We start from the raw sequence: 21758 nt of genomic DNA on the forward strand, positions 1-21758 counted from the left end.
TTTAAAATCATATTATTGCTTTTCTTTAAAAATTAATTCTATCCGTTTATCGGGAATCAACCACATGAAAGCCACCAATACATATATGGCGCCAGCAATCCATGTATTGAAAAAAGACATGCTAATTGCGATAATGTAAAATAGTGGCGAAGCTTTCCCCTTTAAATCCTTTCCCAGTGATTTGGCCAACAAGGAATCTTTTCCCTGCACAGCCAAGATACTTTTCTGCAAAATAAAATACGCAATTGCCGCCATTAAAAGAACGCCACCGTACATTGCCATGGGCAGTTTAGCGAAGTGATTTTCTCCCATCCAACCTGTTACAAAAGGAATTAAGGAAAGCCAAAACAACAAATGAAGGTTCGCCCAAAGTATTCCACCACTTACTTTTTCTACGGTATACATCATGTGGTGATGATTGTTCCAATAAATTCCAACATAAATAAAACTAAGTACATAACTAGAGAATACGGGCAACACAGATTTTAGTGATTGCAAATCCGTTCCCTCAGGAACCTTCAGTTCCAACACCATAATTGTAATTATTATGGCCAGCACACCATCGCTAAAAGCTTCTAATCTATTACTGTTCATTCTTTACGAATAATTAATATTATGATAATATTACCACAATCTTTTTATTAAAAACGAAATTAAAATAAGGCAAATTTGCCATTATTTCATTATTTAACTGTTTTTATTAAACCGTTAATAAATATTTAACTTGAAATAGAAAACCATGTATCCCTCCCTTACGTAAATTTAACAATTAACTCTAAAAACAAAAACTATTATGAAAAACAAAGTGAAAGTAAGTGAAGTAGGATCCATCAAGAATGGACGACGTCGATTCCTGAAATTGAGCGGAGCAGCCGTTGTAGGATCAGGTATTTTATTGATGGCAGGTTGTAGTGATGATGACGATGCGCCATTGCCTCCAAACGGAATTTTCGATTTAGGCACAGGTGACCTCGGAGTACTTAATTATGCATATGCTCTTGAGCAACTAGAAGCAGATTTCTACACAAGAGTTGTAAATAATGCAAATTTTAGAAGTGCATTTAGCGAGAATGAACAAGAAGTAATGACAGATTTATATTACCATGAAGTAATTCACCGTGATTTCTTCAAAACAGCAATCGGAGCTGCAGTAGGTAATGATGAGAGTTTAATGCTTCCTATTTTGGAATTTGATTATGCCGGTCTGGATTTTTCAAACCGTGATACAGTTCTAGCCACATCCCAATCTCTTGAGGATACAGGGGTAAGAGCTTATAATGGCGCAGGAAAACTTCTTAGCGATCCAGGTTATCTATTAATTGCAGGAAAAATTGTTTCGGTGGAAGCAAGACATGCTTCTGCAATAAGAAATATAATTGCCACAGGAACAATTGATGGAAGCAGCTCCAGTGCTTTTGCAGGTGATGATGTAATCGATCCCGTAACAGGTTTAGGACAAGCATTTCCTCCAAAAGAGATCATTGCTGCCGCAGGTGGTTTTATTACCACTCCTTTTACCTACATGGAACAGGGCGTTGGATAGGTCATAAATTTAATTAATCATTTTTCAAATTTAAAAAACATATTATGAATATTATAAAAATTATGGATCACCTTTCTGATAGTGAACTTTTGAACAAGAAAGGTTCAAGACGTGATTCCTTCGATCAATTAAGAACATTGGGTAAAAACCTTGCTGTAGCTTCTATTCCTTTTGGATTGGCAGCAACAAGCTCAAAAACAAGAGCAGCGACCATGGCTATGCCAGCATCATTTATGATGGCTTCTCCTACTGAGATTTTGAATTTCGCACTCGCGTTGGAATATTTAGAACGCAATTTCTACCAAATGGGTTTAGATACCTCTGGTTTAATTCCAAGTGAAGACCAAGCTGTCTTCGCACAAATCTCAAAACACGAAACTTCACATGTTGACTTTTTATTAGCAGCATTAGGTGATGATGCCATAGAGGAACCTACTTTTGACTTCACGGGAGCACCTGGTGGTTTGAACTTAGATACTTTCAGCAATTATCAAACTTTTATGGCTTTGGCCCAAGGTTTTGAAGATACAGGTGTTCGTGCATACAAGGGACAAGCTGGAGGACTTATTGATGACGATGCGCTGCTAACCTATGCGCTCCAGATACATTCAGTAGAAGCGCAACACGCTTCACAAGTTAGAAGAATGCGAGGCGAAAAAGGTTGGATAACAAAATCTGAAAACACTTTACCAAGTGCTTTTGATGCAATCTATCAAGGTTCAACTCCCGAAAGTAATTTAACCCAAGGAGGCGTGAACTTAAGCGGCATGTTTAACAGTGTTGGTGGTGACAAGGCTGTAACGGAATCCTTTGACGAGCCACTGACGATGGATGAAGTTAATGCTATTGCAAGTATTTTTATTGTTTAATAAACGCTTGCAATTTAGAATAAAAAATGAAGTTGGTTCAAAATGTACTTTTGAATCAACTTCATTTTGCTTTTGAGCCTATAAAAATCTAGTAATAATCTCGCAAGCTTATAATATTTTTCAAAATCTGCCCCATTATTGTCCTGTCAATAGTTATTTTAATAATAAGATTTCTGATGCTTATGCTTCACACCTTCTCTCAAATCGAGATTTATTCACCGCTAAAAATTAAGAAAATCATAAACAAATTCTTCAATAATTCTGGAAATCATTTAGACTTTTAAATTTAATCTATTTCAAAACGAGATAATTTCAACATTTTTCAGAAAAACCCTATTCTGTCTTTCATTTTTAAGGAATCGTCTAAGTGTAAGTCATAACAGTAATATCCAACAATCATATTCAATTACAAACGCTTACAAACAACTATAAACGAAAGTAAGTGATTAACAACCAACTAACATTTGGAAGCTCTCCTAAGTTTGTCCTGTCGGATATAATGAACTTCGATAGTATCAATTGTTTAATCTTAAAAATTAGAAATCATGAACGCACTTAGAAACAAAGTACAGTTGATTGGAAGATTGGGTCAAGACCCAGAAATCGTAACTTTTGCCGATGGCAACAAAATGGCTAAATTTTCAATGGCCACAGATGATAGTTACAAAGACAAGGAAGGTCAAAAAGTTGAACGCGCCTATTGGCACAATGTAGTTGTAAGAGGCGGCCTAGTAAAGGTAGTAGAAACTTATGTTACCAAAGGACAGGAAATTGCCATAGAGGGCAAATTAACCAACCGCTCTTGGGAGGACAAAGAAGGAAACAAGCATTATATAACAGAAGTGTTTTGTAATGAGTTGCTAATGTTGAGCAAATAGTGTTTGTGTCCTCGGCGCTGCTGGGACACCGGAGACTGTTCCGGTGTACGAGCGGAGCCGAGGACTATTTTAATATCTTTTATAATCATCTTGATTCAATATTATGCCAACTGGATATATGTATATTCTTAAATGTCATGAGGACACCTATTATACGGGAAGCACAATAGATTTGATGCAACGGTTTTTAGAACATCAAAGTGGGCATGGAGCTAATTACACAGTTAAAAGGCTTCCAGTATTACTTTTTTATTTTGAAGAATATCCTCGGATCGAATTAGCATTTCATCGTGAAAAACAGGTGCAGAATTGGAATCGAAAAAAGAAAGAAGCACTCGTATTTAAAAAATATAAGGAATTACATCAATTGTCGGTTTGCAAAAACAATTCTCATTGCTCAAACAAAACCACTGGATCCCCGAGCGGAGCCGAGGGGGACGAAAGCAAAGAAATAAATTGAAAGATTACCAGTTCATTTAATATATGTTGAAATTTTCACAAGAATAGATCACGCTTATGAAAGAGAACACCGACTAAAAAGATGGTCTAGAAAAAAGAAAGAAGCTCTCACAAATGGACAATTAATAGAACCAACAACTCTTTCAAAAAAGAAATTTACAATCAAAGTGGCTCGAATGATTTCTCATTCACAATGTTAATGGAAAAGAACAATCAAAGATCCCTGAGTGATTACAGTATATTCCAATGTTTAATTAAAAGAACAGTCAAAGGTTCTTGAGTGATTTTTGTTATACTTGGCAAAGCCAAGAATTATAAAAATCATACCTAAGGGTCGGAACAAACGCAATAATTATTCTTAATTTTACCAGTATGCATTCCACATCAGAAATCCACCCGACCGATATAAAATCCCTTCTAAAAACCCATTTTGGTTATGATGATTTTCTTGCTAACCAGGAGGAGATAATCAATAACGTTTTAGACCAAAAAGACACTATTGCTATTATGCCAACAGGCGGTGGAAAATCATTGTGTTTTCAGTTGCCAGCTTTGGCTTTGGAAGGAACTGCGATTGTAATCTCGCCGTTAATTGCTTTGATGAAAGATCAAGTAGATGCTTTAAAAGCAGATGGAATCTCAGCTACTTTTTTCAATAGTTCACAACCCTATGAAGAACAACAAGAGGTTTTGAAAAAATTAGAAAACGGAGATTTAGAGTTGCTCTATGTTGCGCCGGAAAGTCTCCCGCAGTTGAATTATATTCTGAATTCAATAAAAATCAGTCTTTTCGCAGTAGATGAGGCGCATTGTATTTCCAGTTGGGGCCACGATTTTAGACCGGCATATACGCAACTGAAAAGTTTAAAAGAACAATTCCCAAGTGTTCCATTAATTGCCTTGACAGCAACAGCAGATCGTCCTACCCGTGAAGATATTGCAACCCAGCTCGCAATTCCAAACGCCAAAACTTTTATAGCTTCATTTGATCGACCAAACCTCTATTTAGATGTTCGCCCTGGTCAAAATCGCAATAAACAGATTTTAAATTTTCTTGCAAAACGTGGCAAACAAAGTGGTATCGTTTATTGTTTAAGCAGGAAAAGCACCGAAAAACTCGCGGCAACTCTTCGCGCCAAAGGTCACGAAGCCGAAGCTTATCACGCCGGACTTACTTCGGAAGAAAGAAGTACCATACAGGATAATTTTTTAAATGACCGCACACCAATTATAGTTGCAACAATCGCTTTTGGAATGGGCATTGATAAAAGCAACGTACGTTGGGTGATTCATTATAATATGCCCAAAAATATTGAAGGTTATTATCAGGAAATTGGCCGTAGCGGAAGAGATGGCTTAGCTTCTCATACCGTACTTTTCTACAGTTTTGCAGATGTGATTATGCTTCGGAAATTTGCCGAAGGCACCGAAACCGAAGCCTATCAATTAGCAAAGTTAGAAAGAATGCAGCAGTTTGCAGAAGCATTAAGCTGCCGAAGAAAAGCACTGCTCGGCTATTTTGGAGAGCACATCACCGAAGATTGCGGCAATTGCGATATCTGCAAAACGCCACCAAAATATTTTGATGGGACCCTTATCGCACAAAAAATCTGTTCCGCGGTAACTAGATTACACGAGCAAGAAGCCTTGGGAATGGTTTTAGATGTACTTCGGGGCGCACAAAACGCTCAAGTTTTTGAAAAAGGATATCAAAATATCAAAACTTTTGGGGCGGCAAAAGATATTTCGTGGCGCGATTTACAGCAATATGTTATTCAGCTTTTGAATCAAGGCGTTTTACAAATTCATTTTCATGAAAACGGAAGATTGTTACTCACACCTTTCGCTAAAAAAGTTTTATTTGAAGGACAAAAAGTAAGTTTAGCAAAAGTAATTCAGGAAACAGAAAAAGTAAAAACAGAAAGAACGCCAAGAAAGCGAGCAGATCTTTTTGAAAAACTGAGAATGCTCCGTTCAAAATTAGCACAAGAGGCAAAAATGCCCGCATATATCGTTTTTAGTGATGCCGCTTTGGAAGATATGGAGCATAAAAAACCTAGAACCCGTGAAGAATTTGCAGAAGTTTCAGGAGTTGGAGAAGCAAAGCTCGAAAAATATGCTGACGAGTTCTTAAAAGTCATCAACCGCCATTTCGATAATTTGGACAGCAATTTACCAACTCATGAACGTACGTATAAAATGTTTGTAGAAGATAATCTTTTACCATCTGAGATAGCTACTAAACGCGGACTTTCAGAAGATTCAATTTATGGACATTTTATAAAAATACATCAATCCGGAGAGCCTTTTGATTTTTCAGAATTTATTACTTCGGAAGAAATTAAGAAGATGAAGGAAGCAAAAGATAAGCTTCAAAATCCCGAATCTTTAAAACCTTACTTTGAATATTTCGAGGAGAAAATTCCGTATTGGAAAATAAAAATGGGACTTTATTTGTAATTTTTAAACTTGAGAATCGATTTTTATTTCAAGATTCTTAAACCGATTTAACCGTCCCGTATCACTCATATCAAAACAAGGACAGCGCTTGCAGCGTTTGTGTTCTCCTTTTTTCAGGTACTTTTCGCAACATTCAACCTTAAGGCCTTTCCCTTTGTCCTCCGAAGCCTTGGCGTAGGAGGATTTCTTCTCCTTGTCCTCCGTAGCCTTACGGCCTTCGTAGCCACTTCGGCGTAGTTGGCTAGCGTAGGAGGGTTCTTTTTTATTTCCCATTACATTATTCAATAAGAATTTTCGTTCACTGAGCGGAGTTTAAGTCTTAGAAATAAATTTCTTTCGCTAATCGAAACGTATTCGCGTGCGCCTCTATAATAATTTTTATATCTGGTGAATAGCCACCGCCCATGCTAACCTGAACAGGGATTTCTAAATCTTTACACAATTGCAATACATAGCGATCGCGTTCTTTGCAACCTTCCACAGAACAATTCAGTCTTCCTAATTTATCTGTTTCTAAAATATCTACACCGCTTAAATAAAAAATGAAATCTGGATTCTGTTCATCAATAAGCTTTGGTAAAGTTTCTTTTAATTTCTGAAGATATACTTCATCGCCACTTCCATCAGGAACTGCCATATCTAAATCACTCTTTTCCTTTTTAAAAGGATAGTTCCCAGCTCCGTGCATAGAAAATGTAAAAACAGCATCATCATTTTGGAAAATTTCTGCCGTCCCGTTTCCCTGATGCACATCTAAATCTACAATCAGAATTTTCTTGATAACAAAATTGCTAGCCTGCGAAGCAATCTCTCCACTTTCTCCATAATACTTCAATAAATAGCGTGCCGCAATGGCTTGGTCGTTCAACATACAGAAACCTTCCCCGTGATCGGTATATGCATGATGGGTTCCGCCTGCAATGTTCATTGATACTCCATATTTTAAAGCAAATTCACAGCAATCTAACGTTCCTTTTGAGATAATTCGCCCTCTTTGAATAAGCATTTCCGAAAGCGGAAAACCTATTTTTCGCGCTGCACGTGTATCGACGCTTAGGTTTATTAAACTATCAAGATATTCTTTGGTGTGAACCTCCAAAATATGTTCTTCGGAAAGTATATCAGGTTCAAAAAAATTTTCGGTATAACAAGTCCCTTCATATAATAATTGCTGTTGCAAAAGTTCATACTTTTCCATTGGGAAACGGTGTCCTTCCGGTAAAGGATGTTTATAAATAGGATGATACGCGATTTTCAGCATAAGAAGAAATTTTTGTCGAAACCTAACAAATATCCTATTTTAAAAAGAAAGCAAGTCCAAATTTTGGATTCATTTTTTAAAGTTTTAACCTTGAATACTTTTGAAAAAACAGAATTATTCGTTTCATTTGACGGCTTTTAATTATAGCAAATTACATTGGACAATCCTTTCGGTCTTTTAAAGTTGAAGTTAAATAAATGCACTCGCAAAAAACAGAAAAATCATCTTTCTCTATTCCGAATAAAAGCAATATCTTTTCACCTTAAAGCTTGCAGATAAGGTCGATTTAGAAACCTACGAAACCATGTTTAATCAAAATGATTTCAACGAAATTGAATTAACCTTTTAAAACTATTTCTGGGTTTTTAATCTCTTTTCCAATGATTGGAATTGTCTTAGTATAGAAGGTGACCCGTATTCCGAATAAGAGAATTATTCCGCCCACAATCATTTGAAAAGTGACCTCCTCATTAATAAACACCCAAGCAAAGATGGTGGTTAAAACCGCTTGCCCCAATAAACTCACCGAAACTCTAGTTGCACGCATATGCTTGGTAGCATAGCCCAAAAGTAACCAGGCTGCTAATTGGCAAACCAAACCCTGAATAAGTAAAGAAAGCCACCCCATTTCGCTAAAACTTGTAAAAGGTTCCTTCAGAAAGTAGCTTAGTATTCCAAGAAAAACCGCCGACGTAAACGTGCTTAAAGTGATAAAAGGAACCACTTCCACATCGTAAAGCACATATTTACTCACCAACATATATACGGCATAAAAAATACCAGAAAGAACGGCAAAAATAAAGGCTAGATCGAAATCTAAGTTTACAAAAAAGTGATAACCAACTAGCGTTATCATCCCGAAAATTGCAATAATTGTTCCAATCCAAAAATTTCTCGTAGGCTTATTCCTTAAAAAGAAAAACGATCCAATCCCTACCCATACTGGGGAAAGATTGGATAGAAGGGTGGCTTGTGTAGCCGAAGATTCTTGAATGGCAATATTCCAAACAGCCACATCTAGTGCGAATATTGACCCACAGACCATGGTGAGTATTAATAATTTTATTGAAGGAACCTTCAATTTTCCTGTTAGTAAAGCAAATGGAACCAACACAGCAGCCGCAATTGCCATTCTATAAAATGCTGAAATTATTGGAGGTGACAACTTAAGTTTTACCAAAATTGGAAAAATAGAAATACAAATAATTCCAATGACAAGGGCTATTCTGGGCTTTGTCATAATCGTAAAATTGTAGAGATTAATAATAAAGCCGGCAAAAATAATTCATAAATATGGATAGCAACCTGCTTATAAGGGGAATAAACAAAACATTAACACAGAAAAACTTACTTATGAAGTTTTAGCTGAATTCGTTTTCTGTCCACATCCACATCGAGGACTTTTACGATGATTTGTTGATGCAAATGTACGTGCTCACTTACGTCTGAAACAAATGAATCGGCAAGATTGGAAACGTGAATCAAGCCACTTTCTTTGATCCCAATATCTACAAAACAGCCGAAATTGGTGATGTTGTTTACAATTCCAGGAAGTAATTGACCTTCCTGCAAATCGGTGATGTTTTTTATGTCTTGATTAAAAGTAAAAACTTTTGCCTCTTCGCGAATGTCTAATCCCGGTTTTTCTAATTCTTTAATAATATCTTTTAAAGTGGGCATTCCTACTTTTTCGGTGACGTATTTTTCTAGCTCTATTTTCTGAAGAAGTGTTTTGTTTCCAAGTAACTCTGAAACTTTCACCCCTTTGTCTTTCGCTATTTTTGAAACAACTGAATAACTCTCTGGGTGTACAGATGAATCGTCCAACGGATTCTTTCCTTCTCTAATGCGAAGAAATCCAGCTGCTTGTTCAAAAGCCTTTGCACCTAAACGCGGTACGCTCATTATTTCCTTTCGTGAGGTAAAAGCGCCGTTCTCCTCACGATAATTAACCACATTTTCAGCAAGTTTTTGCCCTATTCCAGAAACATAACTCAATAACGGAACACTTGCTGTATTGATATTTACACCTACGGCATTCACACATAACTCCACTGAAGTATCCAAAGAACTCTTCAATTTAGCCTGATCCACATCGTGTTGATATTGACCCACACCAATGGATTTAGCATCAATTTTCACCAATTCGGCCAACGGATCCTGCAAACGGCGCCCGATGGAAACCGAACCTCGCACCGTAACATCATAATTAGGGAATTCATCCCGTGCAATTTTTGAAGCAGAATAAATAGAAGCACCAGCCTCGCTCACTACAAAAACCTGTATTGGATTTTTAAAGTGAATTCGTTTGATAAATTGCTCCGTTTCTCTTGAAGCTGTTCCATTCCCTATCGCAATTGCCTCGATTTTATGTGCATCAGCTAGCGAACTTATCTTTTTCATCGCACCTTTTGTATCGTTTTTTGGAGCGTGCGGATAGATGGTTTCATTGTGTTGCAAACTGCCTTGGGCATCAAGACAAACCACTTTACATCCGGATCTAAAGCCAGGATCAATTGCCAAAACTCGCTTTTCACCTAAAGGCGAACCGAGCAACAATTGTTTTAGATTTTTGGCGAAAACGTTTATTGCAGTTTCATCAGCTTTTTCTTTTGCTGCGGAAAGAGCTTCATTTGAAAGTGCTGGAAGTAAAAGGCGTTTGTAGCTATCTTCAATTGCAAGTTTTATTTGTTTTGAAGCCGCATCGTTTGACTTTATGATCCTATCTTCGATTTTAAATAGTGCTTTCTCGTCGTCAATCTCTATTTTATTTCGAATAAATCCTTCGGAAGTAGCTCTGAGAATAGCCAATAACCGATGTGATGGAATTCTAGTTAAAGATTCATTCCAGTCAAAATAATCACGGAATTTCTGGGCTTTCTCATCATCAATATACTTCTTTACAACTTTAGACGAAATTGTAGCGAAACGCTCCAACTGGTTTCGAAGCATATTCCGAATGTCCGTACGTTCATTGATCCATTCTGCAATAATGTGGCGAGCGCCTTCCAAAGCTTCTTCTTCAGAATTTACTTCTCTCTTTGCATACTTCATTGCAAGTGTAGCAATATCAGAACTTCCAAGATTTCGGGATTGGCTCATTATTATTTTCGCCAAAGGTTCCAAACCATTTTCGCGCGCCGTGTCGGCTTTGGTTTTTCGTTTCTTTTTGTAGGGTAAATACAGATCTTCCAAAGCGATTAAATCTGTCGTTTCCTCAATTTTATTTTGAAGTTCTGAAGTTAGAACTTCTTGTTCTTCCAAGGATTTTAGAATAGCGGACTTACGCTTTTCAAACGCCTCAAACTGCTCTTTAAACTTTACGATATCGCCAATTTGAACCTCATCGAGATTTCCTGTCAGCTCTTTTCGGTAACGGGAAATGAAGGGAATGGTACAATCTTCGTTTAATAGTTTTATAGTATTATGCACACTTTTAGTTGGAAGTTGTGTCTGGGAGACAATGTAGGTTTCTATACTTTTCAAAAGTCAAAGATTTTAGATAAATGCGGTGAAAAATTAATAGATTTATATCGGTTTGTCAGGGTTCCTATAAAAATTAACACGTTTTTTTATTGGATTTCGCACGTATTGTATCATTAAGAAATAGATAAGTATTTTAACCTTATTAATTTACACGTTTATCGATTCTTTCATACTTTTATAATATCCCTTTTTAGACATAAAAAGTTTTATTTTAAAAGGTACAATTTTAGATCTTATTTCAATAATATCCCCAATTATATTATTAAAATATAAACCAACTATATTCTAAGACTATGGCCACCTCCATTCGCCCGAAACGTTTCGTAAATCTGTCTTTTGAAGTCATAGATCCAGAAATAGTTATATCTTATAAACTGGATTCTATTTTTGCTTTGGCAGAGAATATTCCTGCAATTGTTACCGTTCAGGATTTTAAAACCTGGGCAAACATATATATAAATGAATACGGATGTAACTTTTTGGAACGAAGCAAATCTGAACTTTTGGAAATGGGTAAAAAATACTATTCCAAATTTTTTCCTTCCGAGGAGCGAGAGCAGATAAAATGGCAGCTACGGACCATCACAACAGATAAGTCAACTTCTTTCTTCCAACGCATACGCCCTAATGAATCCAGTGAATATGTTTGGTTTTTTACAACCTCGCAAATTTATGTTATCACCCAAAAAACAGAAAGATATTTGTTGAACATCTCCTTTTTGGTAAATAAATGCAGTTATATGGGGCAAAAACTTGATAATTTGGTTGCAGAAAATTTATTTCTTCAAGAACATAATCAAGATTTAAATCATTTGAGTGATCGGGAAAAAGAAATCTTTGAGCTAATTGCACAAGGCCATAGCAGTTTACAAATTTCCAAACTATTATGCATTTCCATTCACACCGTCAACAATCATCGTAAAAACATAATTCAGAAAATTGGAAAGAAAAATCTAAGTGCTTTTTTAAAAATCAATTCAATTTTTCCTTCCAATAATATTTAATTTAACAATCCACACAGCAGGTTGCTGGAACTTCAGTAAGTGGAGAAGTTCGTAAAATCCTGTATTTCCCTAGATCTCTGCTAAGAGGTATACCGGTATCCTTAGGTACTTCACCGCTTCTTTTCAAAGCCCTCTCAATTTGTTGTTCTCCCATATAATCGCTTCCTTTTTTATCGACATCCATTATTATGCCCTGCGCGACTTCTTTTACGATATGATTGTCATACCATATGGAAGTAATATGTTCCCTGATATTGCGAATGTATCCAAAGACTTCTACACAGATAATACTTAATGGCGAATTTTCAGGTAGGCCATATGCCTCTAGTTTATGGATTATTTCATTGTTGGTAAAGGTGATTGCACCCTGTTGCGTTCTTCCATTAAGTTTGTCTATAAAAATCCCAGTTGTGGGATCGACATCGGTTTTTAAAGGTTGTAATATTCCTTCGTGAATCAAAATATTTCTAATGGCTTTACCATCTGCCTGAGCAACTTGTGCATATAGCAAACACCAAATAGAAGTACGCGGTGGACTCGCAGTTACGTTTTTTCCATTGCTAACGGCCAAAGCGTATGGCGCACTAACAGTGATAATATTTCCGATTCTGCTGATAGCACATAATAAAGTAGGTGATGGATGTTGAAGACCTGTCAATCTAAAGGAACGCCCAAATCTGCCTTGGGCGGTACTCCATAGCTGTTCGGTATGTCCAAATCTAAATTCATAGGTATGGAATCCAAAAAGTTCGGGACTTTCGTGATGTAATCCTTCGGGTAATGGCAAAATATAGAAATGGCGGTCAGCTTCACTGGATTTTTGCATTCTTTTCATCGCTTTTAAACCGGAATGGTCATGACCAGAATCTGGGGTGATAACACGAGTATATTCTGGATCCAGAACAAGTGGCACATCTTCTTCTACTTTGTACAATTCGGGATGGTTGTTGCTAATCAATTGGTCAGGGGAATATGCCACTTGCCTAGCGAAAAGGGCATCACGATTATCATCGGGCAATTGATCAAATTCAAGCCATAGAAATCTTTTTCGAGGTTCGGTTTTTGAGTATTTATCATCTTTAATATAAGGAGAAAGAGCAATTCCCGATCCTATTACTTTTGGAATTTGACTTGGTTTAATTGTAGTTGGCACCAATAGATTATTGGTTTCGAATGCATCATCTTTTAAAGTAATACCTGTTTTTAAAAGTGGTTTTATTCTATACTTCACGGCAATGGTATCGGGACCTTCTCCGGTGGCGGGAAGCGTATCTACGGCGTCTATAAATATCAATCGCGTATACTCGCGATGAACTTTCTCGTCCTCCCCTTCCTGGATTGCCTGGAATGAGGCAATTCTTCGCATATCAACATCTCCAATTTGTTGGTATGGAATACTTTCTAGCATGGTTTCGCGATCAGTAGTCTCTGTAGGGTTGTTTTTCATGCTCTTTTTCCTTTCGATAGTAAAAGCCAATGTTTCCAATCCGTCCCAACTCCAATCTCTATTGATTTTTACTGAAGTTGCCACATACCATTTATGGATCAATTCATTTTTATTGGCGAAGGTAATGCTACTCTTATCTGGACTTAAAGTATGACGTATTAAATTGCTACACCAAAATTGGATCCTTTCTCCTTTCTCTGCAGAAAGAGTCAGATTTTTTGGATCGTTATTACAGGCAACATCAATTTGTTGGGCGAGACGTTGAAGAATATTTGGCAAGCCGCCATCCTCAGGAAGAATATTTTTTATTGAAATTTCCCCTTGCTTTGGAATGATGGGATCCGGTTGTAAATATAATGCCTGAATCACCTTAGCGGCATTTAAATCGGTTAAGATGTTTTTTTCACTTTCGCTATTCCTGCGCATTTTAAGAATAGTGGGTTTGCCATATCTACTATCAACCGCGGCAACATCAGTATTTCCCCAATAACTGTCATCTCCATCGCATACCGGTCTTAAGCTAAGGCGAATGTTTCTGCTCGTGGGTATTACAATTTTTCCGCTGGAATCTTGAATATCGCTGGCATAGGTTTCAAATGGCAAATCAAAATCTATTACGGGAAGATCTTGATAATTGAATTCAAGAGTTAATTCTTGATCATAGTCTTTTTTGAATTTTCGGCGCGTGGTGTAAAGCTTAATAAAATTGTCTCTTCCTGTGTCACTCCTAAGATTGTCCATTTTGAGCGTTTCTACTTCAACTTTTACTTCTACACTCACGACATCAGGATCGGCGATACCAACTATTACATTGGCCTCTCCTGATGAATCCACCTCGGCTAATTGAGCTTCTATTGATTCATGCAGTAAAGCAACGGGATCATCATATTTTCCTGTATACACTACCGCCGGATATCCGATTAGTGGTCTTTTTAATTTTAAGTTGTTTCCATTAAAGCTCAGTTCATCGTTAAAGGGATCTATTGCATCATCATTTACAATGCGCAAAGCATAGGGAGCCACGTATCGTTTAAAATGCATTTCCGCTTTATCACTTACTCCATTTTGACTTGGAGCTTGATCCACCGTCGGTCCGCCGCCCGTATTATCACTCAGACGAACACGGAATTTATAGGATTTTCCATAGCGCAAGTGATTTATTTGGGTGAGCGGTTTATACGTATCTGAAATTGTCACCTTTCGATCTTTTACGGGACTGTCTGGATCTTTAATATCTTCTTTTTGAATAGCGTGCTGGTTTAAATAGAGTTCCGAAGCTATTTTATCTGGAAGGACCATAGAATGGTCGTTCCAATTGGCAAAGTAAATGGGCAACCAATAGTTCTCTTCTTCTTCACCATACACTTTAACGGGATATACTTGAAATGGCAATTCACCTTCATAGGAACCAAGATTGATGGGAACATCACTTGAAGTGTCCAATAGCATAGTTCCATTGCTTTTTACTGCGGTAAGGCTTTCCCAATTCTCTTCTTCATCTACATCAACTTTTATTTCTTGCACGTCAATATGATAACCCATTACTCCCAAGGGCGCATCTAGCCGGTTATTTCCAGCGTCAACATTGGGGTCCTTGGCAAGTTGTCTTAGATACCAAATTAATATTTGTTCATCGTCCCACCCTAAACGTATACCCAATTCCTGTTGTGGAGGCATTCCATCCTGCGTATCTGCGAGTAAATTACTACTCACTGGCTGGTTGGCGTGGACTATTTTAGCAAAACCATCATTGTAGGTGGAACTTTCTATATAAAGTTCATCATATATTCCTTTAGGAGTCTCGTCGGGTTTTATTACTGGGAATAAAACAGCCGCAAAAAGACTTCTCTCCAAGAATTTGTCATTTTTTCTTTTTAATTGAGGAATCCGAGCGGCATAACGTTTAATAAAAATATCCTTTCCGGGTTCTAGGGAATTTTGTTGTTCAGGAAAATAAACACTATCATCAGCCACATCCACATATAACCAACCACCATTTTTGAAGTCAGTTTCTGCTAAGGGAATTTTAATATTTCTATATAAAAGTCCAGCTTTTTCTGCCAATTGTGGCTGGCGAAGTAAATGGGCATACACTTTTCCCCAACTTACTTTGTTATTTTCAACTACTGTTTTTGGCTTTTCCCTATGTCGCATGGCACAGGCATAACTGTCATCGGTCACGGCGTTCGGGGTACGAGGTCCTGTAAAATTAAAGGCGTTTTGGTAGGAAAGTGGCAAATATTTTTTGATGGATTTTGATGCATCCATTGCTTTGGGCATGCGTTGATCCGGATTTGTACTATAGGTTTCATCGATATCAAAATATTTCGGCTTACCCTCTTCATCCGTGGTGTTTTTAAGAGTTTCATAAATAGTTCTGGAAATTTCTGAATATATTACGTCTATTGGAATTCCATTTCCTTCATTTTCTAAAATCCCAGGAAATTCATTGGGATTATTTACAATCATAGCTTTAAAAACAGGTTGGGCATCTGCAAAAGCCTGCGCTTCTCCAGCTTCGCCAAATACTGTATCCACAGGTTCCAGAGGGCTGAAATTGCGGGGAACGAACAATATATTGAGATGGAGATGTCCATCGACATCAACCTTTTGCGGAAATACCATTAAGGTAAAACGAATATCATCTAATTCTTCCATAATCTTTATAATTGAAAATCCTGACTATTTTACTGTATTGTTTACGCGATTTGTTTTGTTTCTTCCCAACTTTTACTAAAACTTATATTGATGATAAAAGCGATACTAATATCCAAACCAAAAGTTACGCTAGCGCGACAGTTGGTTGGACCGTCTCCGCTTTTTTCTATGGCACCTTTTGCTTCAATGGTAATAGTAACACCCACTATACCACCAAGAATTTCGGCATGTCCACGGAACATCATCATGGCGGCCACCGATACATTATTACCAGTATCTGCGTGGATTTCAACACTTATCATAAACTGGATACTCACCGTTCCGATTACCGGTAAACCCACAGATAGCTGGGCACCGAAACCAAATTTCATATCTACCCCCAACATTGGAGTAGTGTCCGCAGCAATTTTCAAATCCACATTTCCGATGGCATATATTGTGGCAGCGGCAACACTCACACACATTACTTGAAGTCCACCATGAAATTTGAAGAACGCTCCTGCCGATGGCAAAAGATCTTTAGGATCACTGGTAACCTTTAGCGCAGCGTTAAAACTAAAGCCAATGCTCAGGCTTGCTTCTAATTTTAAAGGAGTTTGTGGCGCTTCATAAGCAGGTGCGGGTGGAAAACGGATGAGGCCAATTTCCTTGGTAGCTTCATATTTATATTCCCAAATATTTGCACTGTTGCTCATAGCCACTTTGAGGCCTTTGTTAAAGGCATCGGCATAATCTCCTCCGGAAACATCTTGTAGAATTTCTAGTATCTGAATTACTGGTTCAACTGCATCACTAAAAACTATTTTTGGAGTTGGCAATGTGTCCGCACCTGCTGATATTTTCCCTCCAAAATTTGATTCCTTACCTTTTTCATTATTGGAATTTCCCATTACAGTCATTAAATCAGTAAAAGGTCCTAAGCTGACCACGATAGACACATTGTTCAATCTTCCACGCCATTGATCTTCAAAATCATCCGCAAAGGAATCTAGATTGTAATCCAATTTACTTTCATTGTCAGCTTTGTATTTTATAATGATCTTAAAGTTCTCGTTGTTGATCAATTTGTAATCTCCAGCGGGAAAGTCAAAATTCAAAGCTTTGTTTATTTGACCGTCTATTCCAGATTTTAGGATTTCGTAACCTTGATCCACTAATTTCCCTCCATCCACTTTTGAAGCTATTTCAAGTAGTTTATAAACATCTTTTGCGCCATCGGTTACTCCTGCAACCTTGGAAAAAATATCATTTGCACCACCTGCTACTTTTAATAGTTTTACAGCATCTCCTAAATTGTCAATGGCATCTCCCACATTCGGAAAAATCCCTTTTGAATTGAGCAAACGATATCCATCTGCCATTAAGGGCGGGGTTTTACTTAATAAAGAATCTATTCCTATTTTAAACGAAGGCGTTAAAAACAACAATTTTTGGGTATCCAAATTTTGTAAAAATCCAAAATTGATAGTTTCAGCACCTGCTTCGCGCACCAATTCTATAGGATGGGCGATTCGCTGAAGGTTTTGTAGATCGACAATATTTTCCAGCTTACCCAAATCCCATTTTCCTTTACGGATCAATGGCACAGATATATTTGTATCCAAGGGCGTTACTGTTCCATCACTGGCTTTATGAGTAACCATGGTCCAACTTCCTTCCTTGGGCAAAACGACCGATCCCCTGGCAGCAGCAACAAAAATGGGTTGGTTGCTCATATCCTTGGAATTATTCACATCAACCCTATTGATCTTCATATGTTGCTCCGTATCTGCAATTTTAAGGCTACAGTTAACCGGGGCACCTATGGAGTCATTTTGTGAAGCGAGTAGATTAAATAAGTTCTCTTTGGAAATTGCCATTCCTCTTGGCGCTAATTGCACAAAACCCAAAACGCCTTTGGAAGGAACTCGATTTGTGGTGGGATTTTGTCCTTCAATAACACTTTCAATATCAATATCCGCATCAAAGGTCAATCCTCGCAAAAGAACATCTTCAGTATAGCTAGCGCCGTGATAAATTATTTCCTTGTTGGTCTCAGGATCGAAAATAGTATCTCCATCTTTCACCTCCATTTCATCCTTAAAGGTCAAACTATTTTCGCGGATATTTTTGACGTTGTATAGTCCACGGACCAAGCCCGCATGTATTTCATAGGGATTTGGTTGATTGTTTATTCCGAAGTAGAATTTACCATTATTTACAGCTTGCCATCCACTGTCCAATCGCATAATATAACCATTGCTCAATCTTAGGATTGTAATGGTACGTACTACAAAAATTCCCCAGGGGTAGATAACACTTTTTACCTGAACCACTTCTTGCATGGTGCGACCGGTGGTGACATTAAATGTAGTTTGGCTAGTAGCGGCGAAGGCGGCATTTTTATTTCTCCAATCACTAAAAGTATTGGCACCATAACCACTCAATCCTATTTTTTCCAAAGGTACGGCTGGTCTTGTCCTGTCGTTTGGATTATTGGGAGCTTCACTAAATTCCCGGCTGAATATTTCGTGAACACTGGAGCCCAAGGTGCTAAATTTATCACCAAATCCGCCCATATCTAGAACATTGGGAAGTTGAACGGTTATTCCCTGAAATAAATCTCCTTCTGCGGCAAAAGAATTTCCGGCTGTAAGCTCTAGTTGGATTCCGCCTTTAACCGAATCATTAAATTTCGGACTAATATTGGTGATGGTTGGTTTTTTGGTTTGGTCTGATTGATTGTCGAGAAGACTCAGCGCCACCATTCCAAAAGGAAGATTAAAAAGCGCATAGGTAATTTTATCCTTTTTCGATTTATAAATATCCACCAGAAATCTGGACAAAGGAATGGGAGAAAGAGCTACAGGTTCATCACTTAAGTTTCCCACATAAGTTGGCAGACCATCATTTGGATAATAATTAAAGCCTTGTGGCGGATCATTTGCTTTTGTTGAGCCGTCCGTTACAACCTGTTCTGATAAATTGAAGGTAGGTTCCCACGAAATTTGTGGCAACATAAATACCTGAGAGTTTATTCCTTGGGCGATTACGTCCATTTTATTGATTTGAAGCGGAAATTCCCACAAGGTGGCATCGCCTCCGTCATCTTTTTGTCTTCTTCTTCTTTGGTATTGTTTAAAACTCACGCCAGTTTGGTTTGCGTTGCTACTAACATCCAATAATGTGAAGCGGTCTTTACTTAGAATATTTAGCTCTATTTCCTCAATTATCCTTATTGTATCATTGGGTTTTGTATTCGTTTGATTATTGTAGGATTTAGACAAAAAGTTGGCTTTACTTAGTTCGGTATAATCATCTGTTGATGATTTAAACATAGATTGGAAATCAGTTTTTTCCGCATCTGCATTGCCTTCATTAGATTGGGCATTATAAGTCTGGTTTTGAATATTATTCGCGTTAGGTAATGCCTGAAATTTGAACTCAGTAGTTATTGGGTCATTTTCTTTCCAAGAAGTAGTATTCAATAAATTGAGAACAACATCCCGGATTCTAAAAATATTCTCTTTTTGCCTCGGATTGTTCCTTATCAAGATCCCAATATTTGCAGCGTATGGATCTGGAAGTGTGGGTATGTAATTGAATATTCCGTATAAAGTATTCAGTGAAGCCTGATAAACATTTTGAAAATCTTCATCAAAATTTCCGGTTAATGAAATGGCCATAACTGGAGTTACGGTTAAAAGTGCATTTTGAAGGGCAAAAGCAAGCGGTACTACAGAATCAGGATATGGCTGATTTGGACTGGGCGGAATATAATTATCCTGTAAAATATTCAGATCCAAAATCAGAATGCTTCTGGTTTTTGACTTCCCATTAAAAAACACTAAACTTTCTTTTGTATTTATTTTTACAGGTTCTCCATTCACTTTTACTGGCCGATCTACTTTAAAATTTAAATCCGCAAGTAAGCCTAAACTCTCTTCCCCTTTACCATCGCTGAGAAAGAGCAAAACACTTTCTTTACGGTATTTGATTTGAAACGAGGTTCCAAAAACTTTATCCTCTTCCTTCCATAGGTTTATCTCTCGTTGCAAACCTTCTCCATTACTTTTTTGATCAATTAAAAGTATATTTCCTGGATATAAAAAAACTGACGGCTGGGAAAGGGAAAGAATTTCTTCGGTTTTTTTGATATTACAGAAGAGGCCATTTTCACATTCAAATAGCAAACCTCCATTTCCATCTGCTTCCAGAGGTTTTGTAATATCAATCGCATTGCTGAACAACGTCCAATAATTATTTTTTATGACTGCGTTTCCTGAAAGATCAATAAGTTCGGATTTGCATTCTTTGACGGAAAAATCAACTTGGTCATTTTTTATGGGAATTGTAATGCTTGATATTAATTCATTATAATCAGTACTCTGGGAATTCTCATAACTTAAGGAATATTTCTCTCCAAATACACTACATTCTATCTGGGAAATACCCAAAATTGATTTTTGGGTGTCTTTGAGGGTAAAACTAAAAGTTTCCGGCAACTTATAAAAAGCCTCCTTTGCATCCACACCGAATATTTCGTCGTTAATTGTTGGAGCATCCTTTTGTGCCAAATTAATATTTACGGTAATAGTGGTATTTTTACTGACGGTTATTTTATTATTTTTCTCATTGGTTGGCAAAGAATTTAAAAAAACCGTTCCGGCTGTAATTCGCAGTCCGCAATAATGTCCATGGGGCGCAGCAGGACTCAAAAGATTTGCCCGCACCCAAATCGTATTCCCAGCTAATTGGTAAAGACGAGTGGTTTGTGGGAAATAATCTGAAAGATCCTTAGGTGTTTTTAGTATCAGTTTATCCGAAAAAAGGGAATTTCCAATTTTTAAATCAGAAATTTTCTTGGGAAAATTGATTTTTCTTTTTTCAATTGATCCTAATTTTCTAGTCTCATGAGAAGTTTTCTTTTGTTGCGGAATTATTATGGGTGGGAATGGAATTTCAATAGGAAATCTAAAAGTGCGCGTTTTAAACAATAATGCAGGCAATGTTTGCCCTTCAATATATAATGAATTGAGTTTGGTTAATATTGGAAAGAAATCGAAAGAGAGATCAATCCCACCTGCTCCTAAAAATGGCCCCTCTGTTTTCGCCTTTTTTATTCCTGTTAATAAAGGAATAACATTCTTTAAAGAGCCAGTTTGCCTTGCATCTTGAAAAAGCTTGGATTGAAAATCGGAGGTGCGTAATGCTACCTGCATTTCATTTTCTGAGTCTACAGGTTTTGCTTCAGATACTATATCTTTTATCCGACCTTTGTCGAAGTTTATAGAAACAATACTTTTTGAAGCCAGTATGTTGGATTCAATTTCTTTTAAGGGGATCTCTTGGGTGAGTAAAACTTCAGCCAAGGATTTTTGTAGCTCACTTAAGCGTTTGCCGTCGTCTGGTGTTTCTACATTTAAATGCGAAGTAATGCCCGCCAATAAACTCTCTATTTGCTTTCGTTTCATAATCAGGAATATAAGAACCCCATAAATTTAAACGATTGCAAAATACTGTGAAATAGCTAGTTATAGCTATTTTTAAAAGAACATAATATTTCTCAAAATGGAATTAGAAAGAAGAATTACAGGTATTTTATGAATGAAAATAAGAAGATCAATATGAAAGAAGTTTAATGCTTATATAGCTAACTATCAAGAAACTGGGTCTATCAAAGAAAGCAAAAAAAATCCTCGTTCTTTATTTCT

General features: G+C 37.2%; 13 protein-coding genes. 6 read left to right on the top strand and 7 right to left on the bottom strand.

Annotated features, from left to right (window positions below; all coding sequences use genetic code 11):
• Positions 1 to 12 precede the first annotated feature (12 nt).
• A complete protein-coding gene (locus G440_RS0113255) occupies positions 13 to 594 on the bottom strand; it encodes a TMEM175 family protein (protein WP_026451750.1) in 582 nt (193 codons plus the stop codon).
• Positions 595 to 793: 199 nt separating this feature from the next.
• On the opposite strand from G440_RS0113255, the gene G440_RS0113260 reads away from it, so the two are divergent.
• The 5 genes from G440_RS0113260 to recQ all read left to right on the top strand — a co-directional run bounded on the left by G440_RS0113260 (position 794) and on the right by recQ (position 6209).
• Complete coding sequence (locus tag G440_RS0113260) at positions 794 to 1543, top strand: ferritin-like domain-containing protein (protein WP_026451751.1); 750 nt, start codon at positions 794 to 796, stop codon at positions 1541 to 1543.
• Between the two features lie 44 nt (positions 1544 to 1587).
• Positions 1588 to 2412, top strand: coding sequence for a ferritin-like domain-containing protein (locus tag G440_RS0113265; RefSeq protein WP_026451752.1), 825 nt, complete (start codon positions 1588 to 1590; stop codon positions 2410 to 2412).
• 545 nt (positions 2413 to 2957) lie between these two features.
• A complete protein-coding gene (locus G440_RS0113270) occupies positions 2958 to 3290 on the top strand; it encodes a single-stranded DNA-binding protein (protein ID WP_026451753.1) in 333 nt (110 codons plus the stop codon).
• Positions 3291 to 3408: 118 nt separating this feature from the next.
• A complete protein-coding gene (locus tag G440_RS19990) occupies positions 3409 to 3750 on the top strand; it encodes a GIY-YIG nuclease family protein (RefSeq protein WP_245574862.1) in 342 nt (113 codons plus the stop codon).
• 371 nt (positions 3751 to 4121) lie between these two features.
• A complete protein-coding gene (gene recQ / locus G440_RS0113280; protein ID WP_026451754.1) occupies positions 4122 to 6209 on the top strand; it encodes a DNA helicase RecQ in 2088 nt (695 codons plus the stop codon).
• Between the two features lie 3 nt (positions 6210 to 6212).
• Here the strand turns inward: recQ and G440_RS19995 are convergent, their stop codons facing one another.
• The 4 genes from G440_RS19995 to G440_RS0113305 all read right to left on the bottom strand — a co-directional run bounded on the left by G440_RS19995 (position 6213) and on the right by G440_RS0113305 (position 10947).
• Complete coding sequence (locus tag G440_RS19995) at positions 6213 to 6494, bottom strand: hypothetical protein (RefSeq protein WP_245574860.1); 282 nt, start codon at positions 6492 to 6494, stop codon at positions 6213 to 6215.
• A gap of 34 nt (positions 6495 to 6528) precedes the next feature.
• A complete protein-coding gene (locus G440_RS0113290; RefSeq protein WP_026451755.1) occupies positions 6529 to 7470 on the bottom strand; it encodes a histone deacetylase family protein in 942 nt (313 codons plus the stop codon).
• Between the two features lie 337 nt (positions 7471 to 7807).
• Positions 7808 to 8710 (bottom strand): DMT family transporter, encoded by a 903-nt coding sequence (locus tag G440_RS0113300; RefSeq protein ID WP_026451756.1) that lies wholly within the window; start codon positions 8708 to 8710, stop codon positions 7808 to 7810.
• Between the two features lie 107 nt (positions 8711 to 8817).
• On the bottom strand, positions 8818 to 10947 hold the full coding sequence (locus G440_RS0113305) for a Tex family protein (RefSeq protein WP_034259584.1): 2130 nt from the start codon (positions 10945 to 10947) through the stop codon (positions 8818 to 8820).
• A gap of 302 nt (positions 10948 to 11249) precedes the next feature.
• Between G440_RS0113305 and G440_RS20765 the strand changes: the two genes are divergently transcribed.
• Positions 11250 to 11960, top strand: coding sequence for a response regulator transcription factor (locus G440_RS20765; protein WP_026451758.1), 711 nt, complete (start codon positions 11250 to 11252; stop codon positions 11958 to 11960).
• Position 11961: 1 nt separating this feature from the next.
• Here the strand turns inward: G440_RS20765 and G440_RS0113315 are convergent, their stop codons facing one another.
• The gene (locus tag G440_RS0113315) at positions 11962 to 16065 is read right to left on the bottom strand and encodes a hypothetical protein (protein WP_026451759.1); all 4104 of its coding nucleotides are present in this window, start codon (positions 16063 to 16065) and stop codon (positions 11962 to 11964) included.
• A 41-nt stretch (positions 16066 to 16106) separates the two neighbouring features.
• On the bottom strand, positions 16107 to 21518 hold the full coding sequence (locus G440_RS0113320; protein WP_026451760.1) for a hypothetical protein: 5412 nt from the start codon (positions 21516 to 21518) through the stop codon (positions 16107 to 16109).
• Positions 21519 to 21758: the final 240 nt, after the last annotated feature.

Origin of the sequence: Aequorivita capsosiphonis DSM 23843 (assembly GCF_000429125.1) — a bacterium.
Lineage (GTDB): Bacteria > Bacteroidota > Bacteroidia > Flavobacteriales > Flavobacteriaceae > Aequorivita > Aequorivita capsosiphonis.

What these genes read in the sequence shown, in the direction of transcription:
- G440_RS0113300 (WP_026451756.1), bottom strand. Translation starts at nt 8,710, where the DNA reads ATGACAAAGCCCAGAATAGCCCTTGTCATTGGAATTATTTGTATTTCT.
- G440_RS19990 (WP_245574862.1), top strand. Translation starts at nt 3,409, where the DNA reads ATGTATATTCTTAAATGTCATGAGGACACCTATTATACGGGAAGCACA.
- G440_RS0113255 (WP_026451750.1), bottom strand. Translation starts at nt 594, where the DNA reads ATGAACAGTAATAGATTAGAAGCTTTTAGCGATGGTGTGCTGGCCATA.
- G440_RS0113270 (WP_026451753.1), top strand. Translation starts at nt 2,958, where the DNA reads ATGAACGCACTTAGAAACAAAGTACAGTTGATTGGAAGATTGGGTCAA.
- G440_RS20765 (WP_026451758.1), top strand. Translation starts at nt 11,250, where the DNA reads ATGGCCACCTCCATTCGCCCGAAACGTTTCGTAAATCTGTCTTTTGAA.
- G440_RS0113320 (WP_026451760.1), bottom strand. Translation starts at nt 21,518, where the DNA reads ATGAAACGAAAGCAAATAGAGAGTTTATTGGCGGGCATTACTTCGCAT.
- G440_RS0113260 (WP_026451751.1), top strand. Translation starts at nt 794, where the DNA reads ATGAAAAACAAAGTGAAAGTAAGTGAAGTAGGATCCATCAAGAATGGA.
- G440_RS0113265 (WP_026451752.1), top strand. Translation starts at nt 1,588, where the DNA reads ATGAATATTATAAAAATTATGGATCACCTTTCTGATAGTGAACTTTTG.
- recQ (WP_026451754.1), top strand. Translation starts at nt 4,122, where the DNA reads ATGCATTCCACATCAGAAATCCACCCGACCGATATAAAATCCCTTCTA.
- G440_RS0113315 (WP_026451759.1), bottom strand. Translation starts at nt 16,065, where the DNA reads ATGGAAGAATTAGATGATATTCGTTTTACCTTAATGGTATTTCCGCAA.
- G440_RS0113290 (WP_026451755.1), bottom strand. Translation starts at nt 7,470, where the DNA reads ATGCTGAAAATCGCGTATCATCCTATTTATAAACATCCTTTACCGGAA.